The following is a 19212-nucleotide window of genomic DNA, read 5'->3' as shown; positions in this document are numbered from 1 at the left end:
GGTGAGCGGGTTCGGTCGGGCTACCCCTGCCCCGCCGCCTCCCAGAACCCGGCCAGCGCCGCGGCGGTGGTCGCCGGCTGTTCGGCGTTGGGGGAGTGCTCCGCGCCCTCGACGACCGTGCGGCGGGCGGACAGCCGCTCGGCCATCGCGTCCATCAGGGGCACCGGCCAGGCATAGTCGACCACGCCGGAGATCACATGCTTGGGCAGCGGTACGGCCGCCAGCTCCGCGACCCGGTCCGGCTCGGTGAGCATCTGCCGGCCGGTGGCGATCAGCTGCTCGGGAACGGTGTTCATCCACCGGCGGTACAGAAACGCGCCGATCTCCGGCGGCGTCGCCGCGTTCGCCGCCTCCGGCGGATCCAGCTCCCGCATCTTCTGCCAGACCGTCTCCCTGTCCAGCACGCCGAGCGCCTCGATCAGCATCCGCACCCTGGCCTGCTGGGACGCGGCGATGGCCGCCGGGCCGGAGCTGAGCACGGTCAGCGAACGGAACGGGGCCGGATCGCGCAGCACCGCGGCACGGGTGACCAGACCGCCCAGGGAGTGCCCCAGGAGATGCACAGGCCCGCCGTCGGCGTCCCGTACGGCCCTCGCCTGGGCCAGCACATCCAGCGCCAACTCGCCCTGTGCGTAAGCGACTTCGTCGCGCGGGCCGGGGGACTCGTGCTGCCCGCGGCCGTCCACCGCGACCGCCCGGAACCCGGCGGCGGCGAGCGGCGCGAGCAGCGCGATGAAGTCCTCCTTGCTGCCGGTGAATCCGGGCACCAGCAGGGCGGTGCCGATCGGGGCGCCGTCGGGCCGGGCGTCGTGCACGGCGAACGCGCCGCGCTCGGTGCCGAGTCGGTACGCGCGGGCGCAGGGGGGGAGCGTGAGAGTGGGCGGCCTGCTCATGGCACGAGGCTATCGGGGCGCGGGCGGTGCGCGGTCACGGCGGCGCCCGGGAACGCCGAAGGCCCGGCCCCCGCGTGGTGCGGGTGCCGGGCCTTCTGATCGCCGGATCAGCTCTCGGGCGTCGCCTCGGCGGCCGGGGCGGCGGCCTTGGCGCGGGTACGGCGCCGGACCGGCTTGGCCTCGGCGGCCTCGGCCGGAGCGGCCGCCTCCGCCGTCTCCGGCTTGGCCGCGGCCTTACGGGTCCGGGTCCGCTTCGGCTTGGCCGGCGCGTCCTCGGCGGCGGCCTCGACGACCTCCGCCTTCGCGGCGGTCTTACGGGTGCGGGTGCGCTTCGGCTTGGCCTCCGCGCCCTCAGCCGTGTCCACGGCGGCCTCGGCCGGAGCGGCTGCCGCCGTCGCCTCCGCCGTCTCCGGCTTGGCGGCGGCCTTACGGGTCCGCGTCCGCTTCGGCTTCGCCGGCGCCTCGGTGGCTTCGGCGGTCGCCACCGGCTCGGTGACCACCACCGACTCGACGGACTGCGCCGTGTCCACCGCGGCCTTGGCGGCGCTGCGGGTGCGGCGCCGGCGCGGCTTGGCGGGTGCCTCGGCGGCGTCGGCTGCCTCATTCGACGTCGCCGCCTCGGCGACCGGCGCGGCGCTCTCGGAGACCGCTACCGCCTCCACGGCCTCGGGGGCCGCGACGGCGGCCGGCGCGCTCTGGGCCGCGCCGCGGGTACGGCGACGGCGCCGCGGCTGACGCGGCTCGGCCGCGCCCTCCGCGCCCTCGGCGGTGTCCGCCGGGGCGGCACCCTGGGCGTCCGCGGAGCCGCCGTCCAGCGGCGTACCGCCCCGCGTCCGCCGCCGCTGCCGCGGCGTACGGGTCCGCTTGGGACGCTCCTCCTCGGCCACCGCGGCCGCCGACCGGCGCGGACCGCGCCCGCGGCCGCCGGTCTCGCCGAGGTCCTCGACCTCTTCGGCGGCCAGCCCGGCCCGGGTGCGCTCCGCACGCGGCAGTACGCCCTTGGTGCCCTCGGGGATGTCGAGCAGCTCGTAGAGGTGCGGCGAGGTGGAGTACGTCTCCTCCGGCTCGTCGAACGGCAGGTCCAGCGCCTTGTTGATCAGCTTCCAGCGCGGGATGTCGTCCCAGTCGACGAGGGTGACCGCGGTGCCCTTGGCGCCCGCGCGGCCGGTGCGGCCGATGCGGTGCAGATAGGTTTTCTCGTCCTCGGGCGACTGGTAGTTGATGACATGTGTCACACCCTCGACGTCGATACCGCGGGCGGCGACGTCGGTGCAGACCAGGACATCGACCTTGCCGTTGCGGAAGGCGCGCAGCGCCTGCTCGCGGGCGCCCTGGCCGAGGTCGCCGTGCACCGCGCCGGACGCGAAGCCGCGCCGGGAGAGCTGGTCGGCGATGTCCGCGGCGGTCCGCTTGGTGCGGCAGAAGACCATGGCCAGGCCGCGGCCGTCGGCCTGGAGGATGCGCGCGACCATCTCCGGCTTGTCCATGGAGTGCGCGCGGAAGACGTGCTGGGCGATGTTGGCGACGGTCTTGCCCTCGTCGTCCGGCGAGGTGGCGCGGATGTGCGTGGGCTGCGACATGTAGCGGCGGGCCAGCGAGATGACCTGGCCCGGCATGGTCGCCGAGAACAGCATCGTCTGGCGCTTGGCCGGCAGCAGCTGGATGATCTTCTCGACGTCGGGCAGGAAGCCCAGGTCGAGCATCTCGTCGGCCTCGTCCAGGACCAGGCTCCTGACCTGGGAGAGGTCGAGCTTCTTCTGGCCCGCGAGGTCGAGCAGCCGGCCGGGGGTGCCGACGACGACGTCGACGCCCTTCTTCAGCGCCTCGACCTGCGGCTCGTAGGCACGGCCGCCGTAGATCGCCAGGACCCGGACGTTGCGCACCTTGCCGGCGGTGAGCAGGTCGTTGGTGACCTGCTGGCACAGCTCGCGGGTGGGCACGACGACGAGGGCCTGCGGGGCCTCGGTCAGCTGCTCGGGCTTGGAGCGGCCCACCTCGACGTCGACGGGGACGGTGACCCGCTCCAGGAGCGGCAGGCCGAAGCCCAGGGTCTTGCCGGTGCCGGTCTTGGCCTGGCCGATGACGTCGTTGCCGGAGAGGGCGACGGGGAGGGTCATCTCCTGGATGGGGAAGGGGGAAACGATGCCGACGGCCTCAAGGGCCTCGGCGGTCTCGGGGAAAATCCCGAGCTCTCGGAACGTAGACAGAATCTTGCCTCTTCTGTGAGACGCGGCGTAAGGCGGCGAAGGGGGTCGTACCGTGCCGTCGTACGGGTTCGTACGGGGGCCGACCTGAAAGAGCCGGATGGCGCGGGACCACTGCCAACGCTCAGGCACTCGTGCCGCGAGCGGTGTCCCTCCTGCTGTGCGTACGTCTCGTACGCGCCGCGGGGGAGGGCGGTCGGTTTGGAGCCGATCGGGCCACCGACCGGGCATCCGCATTCGTGGAACGACCCACCGAAACTCGGCAGGTCTCATAGCACTGTACCCCGGATGCGTCCCGGCATCCGAAGACTTGTATGGGTGAGGAATTCGTCACTGCCCGGCGGGACGCGGGCACGGCGGTTCGGCCGGCCGTTCGCACGGGTGCACCCGGAGTGGCTGGCCAGGGCCTTCCCAGGGCCGCCGGGCGGGCTATTGTGCCGGTCATGGGAACGCCTGACAACGCCGCTGCTGACGCGCAAGAACACACCGGGATCGCTGCCCAGGACTGGGCGCAGGCATCCGCCGAACCGCACTACCGGGCGGCCGTGATCGATCTGCTCGGCGCGCTCGCATACGGCGAGCTGTCCGCCTTCGAGCGGCTGGCCGAGGACGCCAAGCTCGCACCGACGATGGACGACAAGGCAGAACTGGCCAAAATGGCCTCGGCCGAATTCCACCACTTCGAGCGGCTGCGGGAGCGGCTCGCGCAGATCGAGGCGGAGCCGAACGAGGCGATGGAGCCGTTCGCCGCCGCACTGGACGAGTTCCACCGCCAGACCGCGCCCTCGGACTGGCTGGAGGGCCTGGTCAAGGCGTATGTCGGCGACTCGATCGCCAGTGACTTCTACCGCGAGGTGGCCGCCCGGCTGGACTCCGACACCCGCGATCTGGTGCTGGCCGTCCTGGACGACACCGGGCACGCGTCGTTCGCCGTGGAGAAGGTACGGGCCGCGATCGAGGCCGATCCCCGGGTCGGCGGCCGGCTGGCCCTGTGGGCGCGGCGCCTGATGGGCGAGGCGCTCTCGCAGGCGCAGCGGGTGGTCGCGGAGCGTGACTCGCTCTCCACGATGCTGGTGGGCGGCGTGGCCGACGGCTTCGACCTGGCCGAGGTCGGCCGGATGTTCTCCCGGATCACCGAGGCGCACACCAAGCGGATGGCGGCGCTGGGGCTGGCGGCGTAAAGCCCCGGCGACACCGCGCGGCAACGCCACCGCGCAGCCACGAAGGGACCGGCACCCCGCCGAGGGGTCCGGTCCCTTGTGACGTTTCCGACGTTCCGGCGTTCCGGGGGTGCGCGGTCACGGTGCCGCGTCGGGCGGCCTCAGGCCGTCCGGTGGCCCTTCAGAGGGGCCGTCGGGCGGCGCAGCCGGTGGTGCGGGGATCGCGGAGGGCGGATCAGCACCGAGAGCAGTGCCACGCCCACGGCGAGCGCGGCGAGCAGCACCTCCACGGGATGTCCCGGGCCGAGGATCGAACGGGTCAGCAGCGCGCCGAACAGCGCGGCGACGGGGCCGGTGGCCAGCGTCAGGGTGCGCGAGGCGAAGCGTCCCGGCAGCCACCGGGTGGCGGCCAGGGCGATGGCGAGCCCGATGAGCACGGAGCCCAGCGCTTCCCAGATGAGCATGCTGTTCCCTCCCGCATGGCAAGGCCGATAGGACGAACAAATCGGTCGTAGGCGGTCGTACCCAGGGGCCGTCGCCAGCAACCCTCCCGCCGCCGACCGCCTGCCTGATCAGCGCAGCCGGAACGACACGAACGGCGGGCAGCCCGGTGGGCGTGTGGGGAACGGAAAGGGCGGCGGCCCGGAGGGAAGTCCTCCGGGCCGCCGCCCTTGTGCCGGGACGCGGGGCGCGTCCGCGGCGATGCTCAGAGCGTGCCGAAGCCGACCTTGCGGGCGGTCGGCTCGCCGATCTCCACGTAGGCCAGCCGGTCCGACGGGACCAGGACCTTGCGACCGTGGTCGTCCACGAGGCTCAGCAGGGTTGACTTGCCGCCCAGCGCGTCAGCCACCGCGCGCTCGACATCCTCGGCAGACTGCCCGCTCTCAAGAATGATCTCGCGGGGCGCGTGCTGCACGCCGATCTTGACCTCCACGGCTTTGTCCCTCCGACGGTCAGTTGGATACGCGGCGATCCGCGCCGTACGCAGCACACATTAGCCCGGTACGAGGGCGGGCACGTCTCCGTCGGGCATTCATGGGCAACGCCCGCAGCGAACAAGGTCAGTGCTGTTGGGGCGCCTCGGTGCCGTGCAGCGGGAAACCGGCGATGCCCCTCCAGGCGAGCGACGTCAGCAGCTGCACCGCTCCGTCGCGCGGCACCGTGCTCTCCGAGGAGAGCCAGTAGCGGGCCACCACCTGGGAGACCCCGCCCAGGCCCACGGCCAGCAGCATCGACTCGTCCCTGGACAGGCCGGTGTCCTCGGCGATCACCGCACTGATCGCCTCGGCGCACTCCAGCGAGACCTTGTCCACCCGCTCGCGGACGGCCGGCTCGTTGGTGAGGTCCGACTCGAAGACCAGCCGGAAGGCACCGCCCGGGTCCTCGACATAGGCGAAGTAGGCGTCCATGGTCGCCGCGACCCGCTGCTTGTTGTCGGTCGTCGACTCCAGCGCGGTACGTACCGACTGGAGCAGCGACTCGCAGTGCTGGTCCAGCAGCGCCAGGTAGAGCTCCAGCTTGCCGGGGAAGTGCTGGTAGAGCACCGGCTTGCTGACGCCCGCGCGCTCGGCGATGTCGTCCATGGCGGCCGAGTGGTAACCCTGCGCGACGAAAACTTCCTGCGCAGCGCCCAGAAGCTGGTTGCGCCTGGCGCGGCGTGGCAGGCGTGTGCCCCGCGGGCGCGCCGCCTCGGTCTGCTCGATGGCGCTCACGCTGCCTCCCAGAATTCGTTCCTTACGCGGACCGCACAAGATGGTGCACCGCGCCCGCCATCGTACTTTTGGGTAACCCGGCTGTGCGCGGTCGGAGCCGAGAATTTCTGGCCGGGACCGCTGCCGGAAGGCGACATAACAGTCCAGGTCATCGGTATTCGTCTTCGTTGATTTCTATGACGCGGGCCTGTTCGGCGAGATCCGCCAGGTTCGCGGAGTCGGCATCGTCACCTGTCAGTTCGTCGTCGCGCTGCGGGGCGAGGTCGGCGTGCTGTTCCTCGGCGTCCGCTTCCGGCGCCTCCACGTCGTACTCGGTCGTGCTGTCGTCTTCCTCGAAGGTCTCCGGGTCGGATGGGTCGACGCGCATGGTGGCTCCCTCTCTCGCGGGACGGCCGGTGCCTGGGCAGGAAGCAGGGGCCGGGCGGTCGCTGTGGAGCGGCGGCCCTAGATACGAGCCTAGGAGAGCGGCCGCGGCAGCGCGATGCGGTGTGTGACGGCGAACACACAATTCGGGGCGTGATCGTCTCGTAACATCGACCCCATGTCTTCGACCGAGTCGCCGGACACCAGCACCGCCGCCGCCCTCCCGGTGCCGCCAGCCGGCCCCGGCGCCCGGACGGGAGGGGTGGAGGCGGTGCGCTCCGTGCCCCTGCCGGGCCTGACGCTGACGGTGCGGGCGTCCGCCGGGACGCCGGGGGAGCGGGACGGGGCGGAGCCGGACGGCGGCCGGGCCCGCGAGCGCGCGCTCTACGTCCACGGCCTCGGCGGCTCCTCGCAGAACTGGTCGGCCCTGATGCCGCTGCTCGCGGACCGGGTGGACGGCGAGGCCCTGGACCTGCCCGGCTTCGGCACCTCACCGCCGCCGGACGACGGCAACTACTCCGTCTCCGCGCAGGCGCGCGCGGTCATCCGCTATCTCGACGCGTCCGGGCGCGGCCCGGTCCACCTTTTCGGCAACTCGCTCGGCGGCGCCGTCTCGACCAGGGTGGCGGCGGTCCGCCCGGATCTCGTCCGCACCCTGACACTGATCTCTCCCGCGCTGCCCGAACTGCGGCCGCAGCTGACGGCGATGCCCACGGCGCTGCTCGCGGTCCCCGGCATCACCCGGCTCTTCGGCCGGCTCACCCAGGACTGGACGCCCGAGCAGCGCACCCGCGAAGTACTGGCGCTCTGCTACGGCGATCCCGGCCGTATCACCCCCGAGGGTTTCAACTCCGCGGTCGACGAATTCGCGCGGCGCCTCGAACTCCCTTATTTCTGGGAGGTGATGGAGCGCTCGACGCGCGGTCTGGTGAACGCGTACACGCTCGGCGGGCAGCACAATTTGTGGCGTCAGGCAGAGCGGGTCCTGGCGCCGACGCTTCTCGTCTACGGTGGACGCGACCGCCTGGTCTCCTATCGGATGGCGCGGCGGGCGGCCGCGGCGTTCCGCGGTTCGCGGCTGCTGACACTGCCGGAGGCGGGGCACGTGGCGATGATGGAGTATCCGGAGACGGTGGCGCGGGCCTTCCGCGAGCTGCTCGACAGCCGGCCGGCCGGACCGACCGGGATAACCGCCGACGCGGGCAGGAGCTGAACAGGCCAGTGGGACGCCATAGCCGCCGGCCGGCGCCGGACACCGCAGCCGACGGTCCGCAGAACACAGTTCCGTCCCCCGCGCCCGCCGGGCCCGGCGGGGCGGCGCCCACACCGGGGCAGGGGCGTCGACGGCGCGCACCGGACGGGCCGCAGGGCGGCGGGGTGCGCGGCGGCCACCCCGAGCAGCGCGAACCGGGCGGCGGCTGGGGCGCGCCCCCGGCTCCGACGCCCGCCCATGGCACACCGAGGGTGCCCCGTCCGCGTGCGGCGGGCGCGGCCGGGGTGAGCGGATTCGGGCAGCCGGGGGGCACGGCCCGCGGGACCGTCGGCGGCCCGGTGGGATTCGGTACGCCCCTGGGTACACCGCACACCCCGCCCCCGGGCGGCCCACGCCGGGAATACCTGGACGCCTTCTCGGACGACGACGTGTTCCTGGCCGGTGCTCCCGGGGCGCGCGGCGGGGACGGGCTGCCGCCCGGCGGCCGGTTCACCGGGCGGTCGGTGGTCTTCGACCGGGACGAGATCGACGAGCTGGACCGGCGCGACGGACTCGGCGCGGACGGCGCGGGGCCGCACGGTCCGGCGGATCCGTCGTACGAGGACGCCGACACCTACGGGGACGCGTACGCGGACGGGGCGGAGCCGGACGACACGAAGGGCGCCAAGGGTCGTACGTTCACCGGCGCCGCGGCCGCCGCGGTCACCACCGTGCTCGCCGTGGTCATCGCGGGCCAGGTCGCCGACCAGCACAACGAGGGTGAGGCGGCACAGGCCCGGAGCGGCCCGGACCGCGCGGACGGGACCGACGACCAGGCGTCCAGGTCGCACCCCCGGCCGACGCCGGACGCCAAGCCCGCCACGTACGACCAGAAGATGGCGCAGGTCTTCCCGCTGGACGCGAAGCTGACCGGCAGCGGCCGCTTCAAGGCGACCGGCGGGGACGCCAGGGCGCCCGGCCGGGGCAAGGTGCTGCGCTATCGCGTCGACGTCGAGGAGGGGCTGCCGCTGGACGGAACGCTCTTCGCCGACGCGGTGCACAAGACCCTGAACGACGACCGCAGTTGGGCGCACGGCGGGGTGCGGACGTTCCAGCGGGTGGGGTCGGGCGACGCCGACTTCGTGATCACGCTGGCCAGCCCGGGGACCACCGCGAAGTGGTGTGCGAAGTCCGGTCTGGACACCACCGAGGACAACGTCTCCTGCGATTCGGCGGCGACCGAGCGCGTCATGATCAACGCGTACCGGTGGGCGCAGGGCGCGAAGACCTACGGCGACGACAAGATGCACGCCTACCGCCAGATGCTGATCAACCACGAGGTCGGCCACCGGCTCGGACACGACCACGAGGCGTGCTCCCGGCCGGGCGCACTGGCACCCGTGATGATGCAGCAGACGAAATTCCTGACGACGGACGGCGCGACCTGCCGGCCCAACTCGTGGCCGTTCCCGACCGAGCGGTGAGCCGGGGCCGGTGGGCGGCCGGCCGCGCACTACGAACTGTCGCGTAGCGATCACATAGCGCGCTGGAACGTCCCCCGGGGCGGAAAGTCACGCCCGTTCACCCCTTCCGGTGGCGCGATGGACAACCGTCCATCGGGCCACCGGACCCTTTGCGTAGCTTCTTCCTGCAGGTGACGGGGAGACCGTCGCGCCAGGGACACCGACAGGAAGGGCGGGGGTGCACTCGTGCGCGTGGGGCTGCTGACCGAGGGTGGTTATCCGTATGCGTCGGGTGAGTCGTGGGGGTGGTGCGACCGGCTCGTACGCGGGCTCCCCGGCCATGACTTCGAGATCTACGCCCTGACCACCGGCGCCCGCCAGGAGGCGCGGGGCTGGGAACGGGTGCCGGAACACGTCCGCCTGGTGCGCACCGCGCCGCTGTGGGGCGAGTTCCCCGAGGAACACCGGCGGCACGTCGAGGAGCGCAGGGGCCGCACGGCCGCACGCCGCGACCGCCGCCGCTTCGCCGAGCACTTCGGCGACCTCGCGGCGGCCTTCGGCAGCCAGCCCCCCGAAGGCCCGTCCGCCGCTGCCGGCGGCGGCCCCGGCGAGCCCGCCGCCGGACAGGCGGACCGTTTCGCCGCCGGACTCTACGGGCTCGCCGAACTCGCCCGCGAACACGGCGGACTGCCCGCACTCCTGCGTTCCGAGGACGCCGTACGCATCCTGGAGGGCGCCTGCCGGGGCCACCGGGCGCTGCGCGCCGCCCAGGGCGCACAGCTCCAGGACTTCCTGGCCGTCACCGAACACCTCGAACTCGCGCTGCGCCCGCTGTCGCTGGACTGGTACGGCGACAGCTTCGACCCCGGGCTCGGCGGCGTGGACCTCTGCCATGCCACGTCCGGCGGCGCGGCGGCCCTCCCCGGGCTGTTGGCCAAACGCTTCTTCGGCACTCCGCTGCTGGTCACCGAGTACGGCGTCCGGCTGCGCGAGCACTACCTCGCACGCGCGGCGGCGCCCCTGAGCGCTGCCGTACGCGCACTGCTCGCCGCCTTCCAGGGAGCCCTCGTCGCGGAGACCTACGCACAGGCCGCGCTGATCACCCCCGGCAACACCCACGCCCGGCGCTGGCAGCAGCGCTGCGGCGCCGACACGGCCCGGCTGCGCACCGTCTACCCGGGCATGGACGCCGCCCGTTTCGCCTCCGTCGCCGACGCCCAGCCGGACGACTCCAAGACACTGGTCTGGGTCGGGGCGATCGAGCCCGCCAAGGACCTGGTCGCCCTGCTGCACGCCTTCGCGGAGATCCGCAGGGCCGAGCCGGAGGCCACTCTGCGGATCGTCGGCGGGGTCGGCCGCGCCCCCCAGGCCGCCGGCTACCTGGCGCACTGCCGGTCGCTGGCCGCCCAGCTCTTCCCCGACGAGGCGGCCGACGCCCGCACCATCGGCGAGAACCCGGTCACCTTCGAGGAGATCGGCGGCCCGGACCTGCCGTCGCTGGAGGACGCGTACGCCTCCGCCGCCGTCGTGGTCCTCTCCAGCGTCATCGAGGGCTTTCCGCGCTCCCTGGTGGAGGCGATGTTCTGCGGCCGCGCCACGGTGTCGACCGATGCCGGCGCGGTCTGCGAAGTCATCGGCGGCACCGGGCTGGTGGTCCCGCCGCGCAACCCCCGCGCTCTCGCCGACGCGGTCGGCGCCCTGCTCGGCGACCCGGAGCGCCGGGCGCGGCTGGGCGCGGCGGCCCGTGCGCGGGCGCTCGAACTGTTCACCGCCGAGCAGAACATCACGGCATTTCGTGGCATCTACCTGGAGCTGATCTCGCGCGCCCCGGCCCGTCCGGCCGCCTGCCCGGCGGTGGACGCGCAGGGCGTACCGCGGCCGTTCGCCCGCCCCGCCGAGTCGCATGTCCCGGGCCGCTGGGCCGGGCCCGCCGCCACCCCTGCCGCCGATCCGGCGGGGCGTACGCCCAGCTGGGCCAAGGCAGCGCGGGCGGAGCCGGTCGGGGCGTACCCCGGGGAGGAGGCCGCCGGGCCGTCGAATGCGGACGGCGGTGCCACGGGGCGGGCCGACGGGCCGGCCGGGAGACCCGGTCGGACGACCGCTGTGCCGGTCGGCGCCGGCGCACTCCGGAGGCTCGGGGGCGGTGCGCATGCGTGACGCCGGGGAGGGAAGCGCGGCACGGGACGGCGACGAGGTGGACGTGGTGGACGTGGTGGACGTGGTGAGCGTGCTGGAGAGGACGGTGGCGACGGACATGACGGTGGCGGCGGGTGTGGCGAAAGCGGCGAGGGCGGCGGGCGTCCGGCAGGCGGCGGGCGCGGCGTACGCCGGCAACCCGGGGCAGGCCCGGGGGACAGGGGCCGGGGCATGACCGCGTCGGAGACGGAGCGCACGGCGCCCGGTGGCCCGTCCGCCCGGAAAGACATCGGGAACATCGGGAACGCCGCGAACATCGAGGGCGCCGAGGCCGCCGAGAACACCGGGGACGCGAAGGGCTCCACGGTTCCGGTGGGGACACCGCGCCCCGCGCGCCGTGGCCCCGCCGACCCCGTGCGCGCCCTGATGCACCGGCACCGCAAGCTCTGCGAACACGCCGTCGACGCGCTGGAGATCGCCGCCGGGCTGGAGGCGCACGGCGTGACCGACCGTACGGCCGCCCGGTTCCGGCACCGTGATGTCTTCTCGCTGGCCGAGGAGCTCTACGCCCGGGTGCCGCGCGCCGAGTCCGACGACACCCCGGCGCCCCGGGCCGAGCCCTCCGGGCGCTCCCGCAGCGTGCGCTGGACGCTGCATCTGCTGCCCGGCGCGGTCTGCGTCGCGGCGGTCGCCGCCGTCGACGCGGCGGACGCGCCAACTCCCCTGGTGCGCCCGGCGGTTGCCGTCACCGGCATCGTGCTGGTCGTCCTCGCGGTGCGACTGGGCGTACGGTCAGGGCCGCTGCGGGTGCGCCACCAGGCCGGACCCCGGACCGCGGCCTTGTGGACCTGCTGGACGGCGGGGTACGCCGTCTACGGCGACTGGCTGCTGGCCCGGCTGACGGCCGGCGGAAGCCTCCGCAGCCTCATCGACGGTCTCCCGTACGTGCACCCCAGGGCGGACCTCGCCACCGCCGTGGCGCTGGCCTTCGGCATCGCCCCCGCCGCCTGGTGCGCCCACCGGTTCGCGGTACGCGGACGGCGCTTCCTCGCCGCCAGCCGCTGCCTCACCGAACTCGCCGCCCGGACCCGGCCGTTGCTGGTCGGCGTCACCCTGCTCTTCCTGGGCGCGCAGGTGGCGCTGCTGGCCGGCGCGGGACTGCTCTTCGGGGGCGCGGGCAGCACCCTCCGGGGGATGCTGCCCGCGACCGCGGCGGCCGCCCTGGGGCTGCTGCTCTTCCTCGCCCGGCTGCTCGCCCTGCACGGCTTCCCGCGGGCGGCAGCGGCCGGCGTGGCCTTCGCCGCCGCCCTGGAAGCCCTCGCGCTGGCCACGGTGCTGATCGCCCGGATCCCCGGCCTGGCCTTGGCCGGCCGCCCGGTGGAGGCACTGACCACCCTCGCCGGACCGGCCGCCGTACCCGCCGCGGCCTGCGCGGCCGCCGCACTCGGCCTGCTGGTCCACGGCCTGCGGGTGCTGACCGGCGCCCGCGCGCACTCGCCCGCCGCCGCCCTGCCGCTGGAGGCGGACCGGCCGTGACCCTCCCGACCACCCCCGGTGCACACCGCGCCACCCCCTCGGCACCCCCACCACGCACCACCCCCGGAGCGGCACCCCGACACGGCCGTTCCGGGACCTTCGGCGCGGGCACCTCCCCCCACACGGCCCCGCCCCCGAGGCGGACGCCGAACCCGCCGGCCGTCCTCGGCCCCCCGCTGAAGTTTTCCTCCTTCCCGCAACCCGCCTTAGGAGCACGACACATGAACGTCCACCCCACCACTGGCCACGGGCACCGGGGGGTCGCACGATGAGGGTCCTGCTCATCGGTGCCAACGGGTACCTCGGCCGCTATGTCGCCGACCGCCTGCTCGCCGACCCCGCCGTCCAGCTCACCGCGCTCGGCCGGGGCGACGACGCGGACGTCCGCTTCGACCTGGCCACCGGCAGCCCCGGCGCACTCACCCGCTTCCTCGACGCCGTCCACCCCGGGGTCGTCGTCAACTGCGCGGGCGCCACCCGGGGCGGCGCCCGCGAGCTGACCCGGCACAACACCGTCGCGGTCGCCACCATCTGCGAATCGCTGCGGCGCAGCGGCTGCGGCGCCCGGCTGGTGCAGCTGGGCTGCGCCTCCGAGTACGGCCCCTCCCAGCCCGGCTCGTCCACCGCCGAGGACGCGGTGCCGCGCCCCGGCGGGCCGTACGGCGTGAGCAAGCTCGCCGCCACCGAACTGGTCCTGGGCTCCGGGCTCGACGCCGTGGTGCTGCGGGTCTTCTCGCCGGTCGGCCCCGGCACCCCGGCCGGCTCGCCGCTCGGCCGGCTCGCCGAGGCGATGCGCCGCGCGATGCAGTCCGGCGACAGCGAACTCAAACTCGGCGGGCTCGGCGTCCAACGGGACTTCGTCGACGTCCGCGACATCGCGCGGGCGGTGCACGCCGCCTCGCTCTCCGCCGCGCAGGGCGTCGTCAACATCGGCACCGGACGCGCCGTACGGCTGCGCGAGGCCGCTTCCGTGCTCGCCCGGGTCGCCGGCTTCGGGGGCTCGCTGCACGAACTCGACTCGCCGCCCGCCCGGCTGGTGATCCCGGCCCCGGCGACCGAGCACACCGTGGGTTCGCCGCCCGCCACCTACCCGTATCCGGACGGCTGCGGCGCCTGGCAGCAGGCCGACGTCCGCACCGCACGCGACCGCCTCGGCTGGCGCCCCCGGATCGGCCTGGAGGAATCGCTGGCCGACATCTGGATGGAGGCCGCATGTCGTATCTGACCACCCCCACCGACCTCACCCGCGCGGCCACCGGCGCCGGGCCGCTGGGCATCGGCGTACCCGGCTTCGCCCATCCGCTGCTCGCGCCCACCGAATGGGCGGAGCTCCTGCGCTGCACCCGGGGGGCGGGGCACGGCCGTGGCCCCGTGGCGCCGGTGAGCTGGGCGGTGCTCAACGTGTCCAACGGGCCGGGGGCCCGCCCCGACCCGCACTGCCTCCCGGCCGCGGCCCGGCTGCGCGCGGCCGGCATCCGCCTGATCGGCCATCTGGACCTGGGGAACGGCGCGCGCCCCTTCGGCGAGCTGATCTCCGACGCGCACCGCTACCTGGAGTGGTACAAGGTGGACGGCTTCTGGATGGACCGCTGTCCCACGGACCGGACACGGCTTCCCGAAACCCGGCGGATCGCCACCACCCTGCGGGCCCTGCTCGACGACGCCTATCTCGTCTTCGGGCACGGCACCCACCCCTGTCCCGGCTACGCCGAGCACGCGGACCAGCTGGTGACCTTCGCCGGCCCGTGGACCGACTACCGCTGGTCGCAGGTGGCCGAGTGGACCGCCGATCTTCCGCCCGAGCGGTTCTGCCACCTCGTCCACGGAGTGCCGCGGACACATCTGGACGAAGCGCTGCGGATCGCCCGCTGGCAGGGGGCCGGCACGGTGTACTTCACCGATCATCGTGACCGGGGCGGTGATGCCTGGGAGTCGCTGCCCGGCTACTGGGACGAATTTGTCTCGCGCATCGGACCGGGTGTCTCGGAATGAAGAAGGGCGTGGCAGTGTTACGGAGAACGTCCGTACTGAATTACCAGTCAACACCCATGTTGAGGTCTTCGTGTCGCTGCCACCCCTGGTCGAGCCCGCTTCCGAGCTCACCGTCGACGAGGTCCGCAGGTACTCCCGCCACCTGATCATTCCCGATGTGGGGATGGACGGGCAGAAGCGGCTGAAGAACGCCAAGGTGCTGTGTGTCGGCGCCGGCGGCCTGGGCTCGCCCGCGCTGATGTACCTGGCCGCGGCCGGCGTCGGCACTCTCGGCATCGTGGAGTTCGACGAGGTCGACGAGTCCAACCTCCAGCGCCAGATCATCCACAGCCAGTCGGACATCGGCCGCTCCAAGGCCGCGTCCGCCAAGGACTCGGTGCTGGGCATCAACCCGTACGTCACGGTCAACCTGCACGAAGAGCGCCTGGACTCCACGAACGTCATGGAGATCTTCGCGGAGTACGACCTGATCGTGGACGGCACGGACAACTTCGCCACCCGCTATCTGGTCAACGACGCCTGCGTGCTGCTGAACAAGCCGTACGTGTGGGGTTCGATCTACCGCTTCGACGGCCAGGCGTCGGTGTTCTGGAGCGAGCACGGCCCCTGCTACCGCTGCCTGTACCCCGAGCCCCCGCCGCCCGGCATGGTCCCCTCCTGCGCCGAGGGCGGCGTCCTGGGCGTGCTCTGCGCGTCCATCGGCTCCATCCAGGTCACCGAGGCGATCAAGGTCCTCACCGGCACCGGCGACCCGCTCGTCGGCCGCCTGATGATCTACGACGCGCTGGAGATGACCTACCGCCAGGTCAAGGTCCGCAAGGACCCCGACTGCGCGGTCTGCGGCGACAACCCGACCGTCACCGAGCTCATCGACTACGAGGCCTTCTGCGGCGTCGTGTCCGAGGAGGCCCAGCAGGCGGCGGCCGGCTCGACGATCACTCCCAAGCAGCTCAAGGAGTGGATCGACGCCGACGAGAAGATCGAGATCATCGACGTCCGCGAGCCGAACGAGTACGAGATCGTCTCGATCCCCGGCGCCCGGCTGGTCCCGAAGAACGAGTTCCTGATGGGCACCGCCCTCCAGGACCTGCCGCAGGACAAGAAGATCGTCCTGCACTGCAAGACGGGCGTCCGCTCCGCCGAGGTCCTCGCCGTCCTGAAGTCCGCCGGCTTCGCCGACGCGGTGCATGTCGGCGGCGGCGTCATCGGCTGGGTCAACACGATCGAGCCGGACAAGCCGATCTACTGATCCCGCGCCGCACACGAAAGGCGCCGGTCCGCATCGTCCGCGGACCGGCGCCTTCGTGGTGCCGGCGAGGCCGGCCGGCTCAGATCTCGCCCTTGCGGGTCAGATACGTGAAGGCCAGCCACCCCGGCAGCACCGGCAGCCAGAACACCATCAGCCGGAACAGCAGCACCGCGGGGAACGCCGTATCGGCGGCCAGCCCGGAGAACGTCAGCGCGGTCATCAGCGCACCCTCGACGGCACCCAGACCGCCCGGCGTCGGCGCCGCCGACCCCAGCGCGTTGCCCGCGAGGAAGGCGACCGCGATGGCCGCGTAACTGATCTGGTCGCCGCCGCCGAACGCCCGGATCGAGGCGTCCAGACACATCACGTTCGCCGCCGTCAGCAGCAGCATGCCGCCGATGCCGGTGATCAGCTTCCGCGGCCGCTGGAGGATGTCCAGCATCCGCGGGACCACGCCCGCGAACAGCGACCGCACCCGCGTCGAGACGAACTTCCGCAGCGCCGGCACCGCGGTGACGATCAGCACCAGCACCGCCACCGTCAGCAGACCCGCGATGACCGTACGGGACGGCGAGATCTGCGGGGTGTCGTGTGTGCCGGTCAGATAGCCGAAGATCAGCAGCAGCAGGATGTGACTGCCCAGACCGAACAGCTGGGACGCGCCGACGCTCGCCACCGCCAGACCCGGCCGGACCCCCGCGCGCTGCAGGAACCGCGCGTTGAGCGCCACACCGCCGATCGCCGCGGGCGCCACCAGCTTCACGAAGTTGCCCGCGATCTGCGCGATCACCGTCCGTACGAACGACACCTTCTCGGTGACGAACCCCAGCAGGCTCATCGCCGCCGCGATGTACGTCAGCGCCGAGAAGAACATCGCGACCAGCACCCACACCCACTGGGCCTCGCTGATCACATCGCCGAGGTTGAAGTTGGCGAGCTGCGACAGCAGCAGATACACCGCGACCGCACCGGCGATCCAGCTGATCAGGATGCGCGGGCTCAGCCGCTCCAGCTTCGCCGGCTCGATCGCCGCCGTCGGGCGGATCAGCAGCACCTGCCGGCGGATCTGGGCGAGCAGATCCTCCTCGCGGGCCTCCTCCGACGCCTCTTCCAGTGCCCGCTTCTGGGCGGCCTTCTCCGCGCTCCGCTCGGCCCGCAGCGTCTTGCGGTCCTTCGGGCCCTCCGCCGCCCGCGCCTCCCGCGCCTCCTTCGCCGCCTCCGAGGCCGCCAGCACCGCCTCCCGCTCCCGCTTGGAGCGCTCACGGGCCAGCTGGCGCAGCGTCGCCCGGGTGGTGCGGCTCAGCGCGATCGGCTGGAGCAGCGGAAGACTGTCGGCGACCGCGTCCGGGCCCAGCACCTCGACGGCCGCGGCGACCGCGCGCTCGGCGCCGACCCGCAGCCCGCAGGTGGTCAGCAGCTGCGCGATGTCCATCCGCAGCACCAGGTCACCGGCCGCGATCTCGCCGCCGCGCAGCTCGGTCAGGACGATATTGCCGGAACGATCCACCAGCAGGGCGTCACCGACCAGCCGCCGGTGCGCGATCCGCCGCGACTGCAACGCCTCGACCTGCCGCCAGGCGCTGTGCATCAGCGCGTCGGTGATCTCCTCGTCGGCCAGCGAGTCCAGGGTGCGGCCACCGATGTGCTCGTAGACGAGCATCACCGCGTCCGGGCCGAGCTCGGACGTGGCGATCAGCTTGGGGGCGCTGGCACCCGCCGCGATCGCCGCGTACGCCAGCAGCGCCTCCTGCTCCAGCGCCTGGCGCAGCGACTGGAGGCTGCGGCGCTGGTTGATGCCGCGCAGCGACAGCCGCCGCCACACGCGGTAGAAGAAGCCCTGCGCCTGCTGCTCGCGGTCCACGACGGTGACGTCGATGGGCGGGCCGTCCTCCAGGGTGACGATGTAGCGGCGGCCGCGCTCCGACAGCTCCGCGTGCTCGTGCGGGTCCGCGGCCTTCTCGGCGTTCTCGGCGGTCTCCGCCCGCATCGCGCTGACCGGCCGGAAGCCGACCCGGCGCAGCCCCGCGAGAAGGTTCTGTCCGGTGGGGCGGACGTTGGGGGAGCCGACGGTGTAGAGGGTCCCGTAGGCGACGGTCCAGCCGATCAGCAGGGTCGTGGCGATGGCGAACGGTGTGGTGTACCGGCCGACCAGCACCGCCACCACGTCCAGCAGCACCACGCCCCACATCGCGACCCGCCAGCGCGGCCGCCGGGACATCCCCACCGCCGTCATGTAGGCGATGACGGGCGCGAGATAGCTGTGCACCGGCGGCGTGAGGCCACCGCTCTCCAGCGGCTGGGTCAGCGCGTCCCGGATGGAGGCCGGGGCGGCCTCGGCCACCCACAGGTCCGTCGCCAGCGACACACCGTGCGCGAGGACGGCGGCGAGCACACCGTCCGCGATCCGCAGCCCGTCCCGCTTGATCAGCCGCTCCACGGCGAACGCCACCGGCACGATCAGGACCGCGACGCTGGAGGTCAGGCCCGCCAGGTTGATCAGCAGCTGGGGCGCCGCCTTCGCGCCGGTGCCGATGTCCGTCTCCAGGCCCTGGGTGGTGCCATGGGCGAACGCGGCCAGCGCGAGGACCACCGTGATCCCGACGATGCCCAGCAGCAGCCGCAGCAGATCGGCGGGGCGGTGCACACGGGCGGGCAGCAGCGGCTCGTCCCCGGAGACCCGGTCGACGTGGAACTCGCCGTACTCGTCCGGGGACAGGTCGGAGCGGTGCGAACCCGTACGGGGCGTGCCGCGGGCCGGCTCGGCGGGCCGGTCCTCGCCCTGCTCGTGCCCCGTGTGCCGGTCCCGCTGGTCCCGACGGTCCTGCGCCTCCTGCTCGCCCCGCTTCTCCTTCTGCCGCTTGCGTGGTGTGGGCTTCTCGGGCCCTTCCGGCCTCTCGGACGCCCCTGGTCGTTCGGCCTTCTTGATCGTGCTCGCCTTTTCGGTAGCGGAAGCCGTGTCCGGCCCCCGTTGGTGCTTCCCCTGTCGTGCCGCCCGCCGCCGTCCCGGCCGCGTGGTCCGTGCGGCCGCTCCCGGGGCGGCTACGGCGGCGTCGACGGCCAGCGCGTCAGGGGCGCCCGCCTCCCGTGGAGGCGCCGCACCCTGCTGCTCGGCCGTCTCTTCTTGATCTCGTATCACCAGTCACCGTCCGGAAGATGGTGGCACGGCCCGGCTTCGACAGGGGGCATCAGGGGTGCATTTCGGTGGTGCGGGAAGCGGAACGCCCTCCACCGCCCGCGCGTCACGGGACTCCGCAGCGAGCCCCGCAAGGGGCGCCGCGCCGGGTGCCCACGGCCATTGTCGGTGGCGTGCGG

Annotated in this window: 16 protein-coding genes; 9 read left to right on the top strand and 7 right to left on the bottom strand. The window is 73.5% G+C overall.

The window, feature by feature from the left end; all coding sequences use genetic code 11:
* Positions 1–20: 20 nt before the first annotated feature.
* Entirely contained in the window at positions 21–893 is an 873-nt protein-coding gene (locus FCH28_RS28265) for an alpha/beta fold hydrolase (protein WP_136742991.1), read from the bottom strand.
* A gap of 107 nt (positions 894–1000) precedes the next feature.
* Positions 1001–3010: a DEAD/DEAH box helicase gene (locus FCH28_RS28260; RefSeq protein WP_246103292.1), complete on the bottom strand. Its 2010-nt coding sequence runs from the start codon at positions 3008–3010 to the stop codon at positions 1001–1003.
* Between the two features lie 530 nt (positions 3011–3540).
* Between FCH28_RS28260 and FCH28_RS28255 the strand changes: the two genes are divergently transcribed.
* Entirely contained in the window at positions 3541–4278 is a 738-nt protein-coding gene (locus FCH28_RS28255) for a ferritin-like fold-containing protein (RefSeq protein ID WP_136742990.1), read from the top strand.
* A 140-nt stretch (positions 4279–4418) separates the two neighbouring features.
* Here FCH28_RS28255 and FCH28_RS28250 read toward each other — a convergent pair whose 3' ends face one another.
* From FCH28_RS28250 to FCH28_RS28235, 4 genes are all read right to left on the bottom strand, one after another.
* Positions 4419–4721, bottom strand: coding sequence for a hypothetical protein (locus FCH28_RS28250; protein WP_136742989.1), 303 nt, complete (start codon positions 4719–4721; stop codon positions 4419–4421).
* Positions 4722–4963: 242 nt separating this feature from the next.
* Positions 4964–5191: a DUF3107 domain-containing protein gene (locus FCH28_RS28245; protein ID WP_187363945.1), complete on the bottom strand. Its 228-nt coding sequence runs from the start codon at positions 5189–5191 to the stop codon at positions 4964–4966.
* Between the two features lie 127 nt (positions 5192–5318).
* Positions 5319–5969 (bottom strand): TetR/AcrR family transcriptional regulator, encoded by a 651-nt coding sequence (locus FCH28_RS28240; RefSeq protein ID WP_136742987.1) that lies wholly within the window; start codon positions 5967–5969, stop codon positions 5319–5321.
* Between the two features lie 148 nt (positions 5970–6117).
* Positions 6118–6336 carry a hypothetical protein gene (locus tag FCH28_RS28235; protein WP_136742986.1) on the bottom strand — a complete coding sequence of 73 codons (219 nt, stop codon included), beginning with the start codon at positions 6334–6336 and terminating at the stop codon, positions 6118–6120.
* A 174-nt stretch (positions 6337–6510) separates the two neighbouring features.
* Here FCH28_RS28235 and FCH28_RS28230 point away from each other — a divergent pair, with 174 nt between their 5' ends.
* The 8 genes from FCH28_RS28230 to moeZ all read left to right on the top strand — a co-directional run bounded on the left by FCH28_RS28230 (position 6511) and on the right by moeZ (position 15900).
* Positions 6511–7545 carry an alpha/beta fold hydrolase gene (locus FCH28_RS28230; RefSeq protein ID WP_136742985.1) on the top strand — a complete coding sequence of 345 codons (1035 nt, stop codon included), beginning with the start codon at positions 6511–6513 and terminating at the stop codon, positions 7543–7545.
* A 164-nt stretch (positions 7546–7709) separates the two neighbouring features.
* Entirely contained in the window at positions 7710–9008 is a 1299-nt protein-coding gene (locus FCH28_RS28225; protein ID WP_136743161.1) for a DUF3152 domain-containing protein, read from the top strand.
* A gap of 225 nt (positions 9009–9233) precedes the next feature.
* On the top strand, positions 9234–11144 hold the full coding sequence (locus FCH28_RS28220) for a DUF3492 domain-containing protein (RefSeq protein ID WP_136742984.1): 1911 nt from the start codon (positions 9234–9236) through the stop codon (positions 11142–11144).
* Positions 11137–11358 carry a hypothetical protein gene (locus tag FCH28_RS28215; protein ID WP_136742983.1) on the top strand — a complete coding sequence of 74 codons (222 nt, stop codon included), beginning with the start codon at positions 11137–11139 and terminating at the stop codon, positions 11356–11358. Before FCH28_RS28220 ends, FCH28_RS28215 begins: the two co-directional genes overlap by 8 nt.
* Positions 11355–12659, top strand: coding sequence for a hypothetical protein (locus tag FCH28_RS28210; protein ID WP_246103291.1), 1305 nt, complete (start codon positions 11355–11357; stop codon positions 12657–12659). Before FCH28_RS28215 ends, FCH28_RS28210 begins: the two co-directional genes overlap by 4 nt.
* 268 nt (positions 12660–12927) lie before the next feature.
* Positions 12928–13884: an NAD-dependent epimerase/dehydratase family protein gene (locus tag FCH28_RS28205; RefSeq protein ID WP_136742982.1), complete on the top strand. Its 957-nt coding sequence runs from the start codon at positions 12928–12930 to the stop codon at positions 13882–13884.
* Positions 13872–14651: a spherulation-specific family 4 protein gene (locus tag FCH28_RS28200; RefSeq protein WP_136742981.1), complete on the top strand. Its 780-nt coding sequence runs from the start codon at positions 13872–13874 to the stop codon at positions 14649–14651. Before FCH28_RS28205 ends, FCH28_RS28200 begins: the two co-directional genes overlap by 13 nt.
* Before the next feature lie 70 nt (positions 14652–14721).
* On the top strand, positions 14722–15900 hold the full coding sequence (gene moeZ / locus FCH28_RS28195) for an adenylyltransferase/sulfurtransferase MoeZ (RefSeq protein ID WP_136742980.1): 1179 nt from the start codon (positions 14722–14724) through the stop codon (positions 15898–15900).
* Between the two features lie 79 nt (positions 15901–15979).
* On the opposite strand, the gene FCH28_RS28190 is transcribed toward moeZ, so the two are convergent.
* On the bottom strand, positions 15980–19036 hold the full coding sequence (locus FCH28_RS28190) for a lysylphosphatidylglycerol synthase transmembrane domain-containing protein (RefSeq protein WP_136742979.1): 3057 nt from the start codon (positions 19034–19036) through the stop codon (positions 15980–15982).
* Positions 19037–19212: the final 176 nt, after the last annotated feature.

It is taken from the genome of Streptomyces piniterrae, from assembly GCF_005048155.1.
Classification (GTDB): Bacteria; Actinomycetota; Actinomycetes; order Streptomycetales; family Streptomycetaceae; genus Streptomyces; species Streptomyces piniterrae.
This window is presented reverse-complemented; position numbering and strand designations above follow the sequence as displayed.

Bases quoted from the DNA above. Each gene is read 5' to 3' on its own strand.
- FCH28_RS28205 (WP_136742982.1), top strand. From the start codon at position 12,928: ATGAGGGTCCTGCTCATCGGTGCCAACGGGTACCTCGGCCGCTATGTC.
- FCH28_RS28265 (WP_136742991.1), bottom strand. From the start codon at position 893: ATGAGCAGGCCGCCCACTCTCACGCTCCCCCCCTGCGCCCGCGCGTAC.
- FCH28_RS28260 (WP_246103292.1), bottom strand. From the start codon at position 3,010: ATGACCCTCCCCGTCGCCCTCTCCGGCAACGACGTCATCGGCCAGGCC.
- FCH28_RS28255 (WP_136742990.1), top strand. From the start codon at position 3,541: ATGGGAACGCCTGACAACGCCGCTGCTGACGCGCAAGAACACACCGGG.
- FCH28_RS28235 (WP_136742986.1), bottom strand. From the start codon at position 6,336: ATGCGCGTCGACCCATCCGACCCGGAGACCTTCGAGGAAGACGACAGC.
- FCH28_RS28200 (WP_136742981.1), top strand. From the start codon at position 13,872: ATGTCGTATCTGACCACCCCCACCGACCTCACCCGCGCGGCCACCGGC.
- FCH28_RS28250 (WP_136742989.1), bottom strand. From the start codon at position 4,721: ATGCTCATCTGGGAAGCGCTGGGCTCCGTGCTCATCGGGCTCGCCATC.
- FCH28_RS28215 (WP_136742983.1), top strand. From the start codon at position 11,137: ATGCGTGACGCCGGGGAGGGAAGCGCGGCACGGGACGGCGACGAGGTG.
- FCH28_RS28230 (WP_136742985.1), top strand. From the start codon at position 6,511: ATGTCTTCGACCGAGTCGCCGGACACCAGCACCGCCGCCGCCCTCCCG.
- FCH28_RS28210 (WP_246103291.1), top strand. From the start codon at position 11,355: ATGACCGCGTCGGAGACGGAGCGCACGGCGCCCGGTGGCCCGTCCGCC.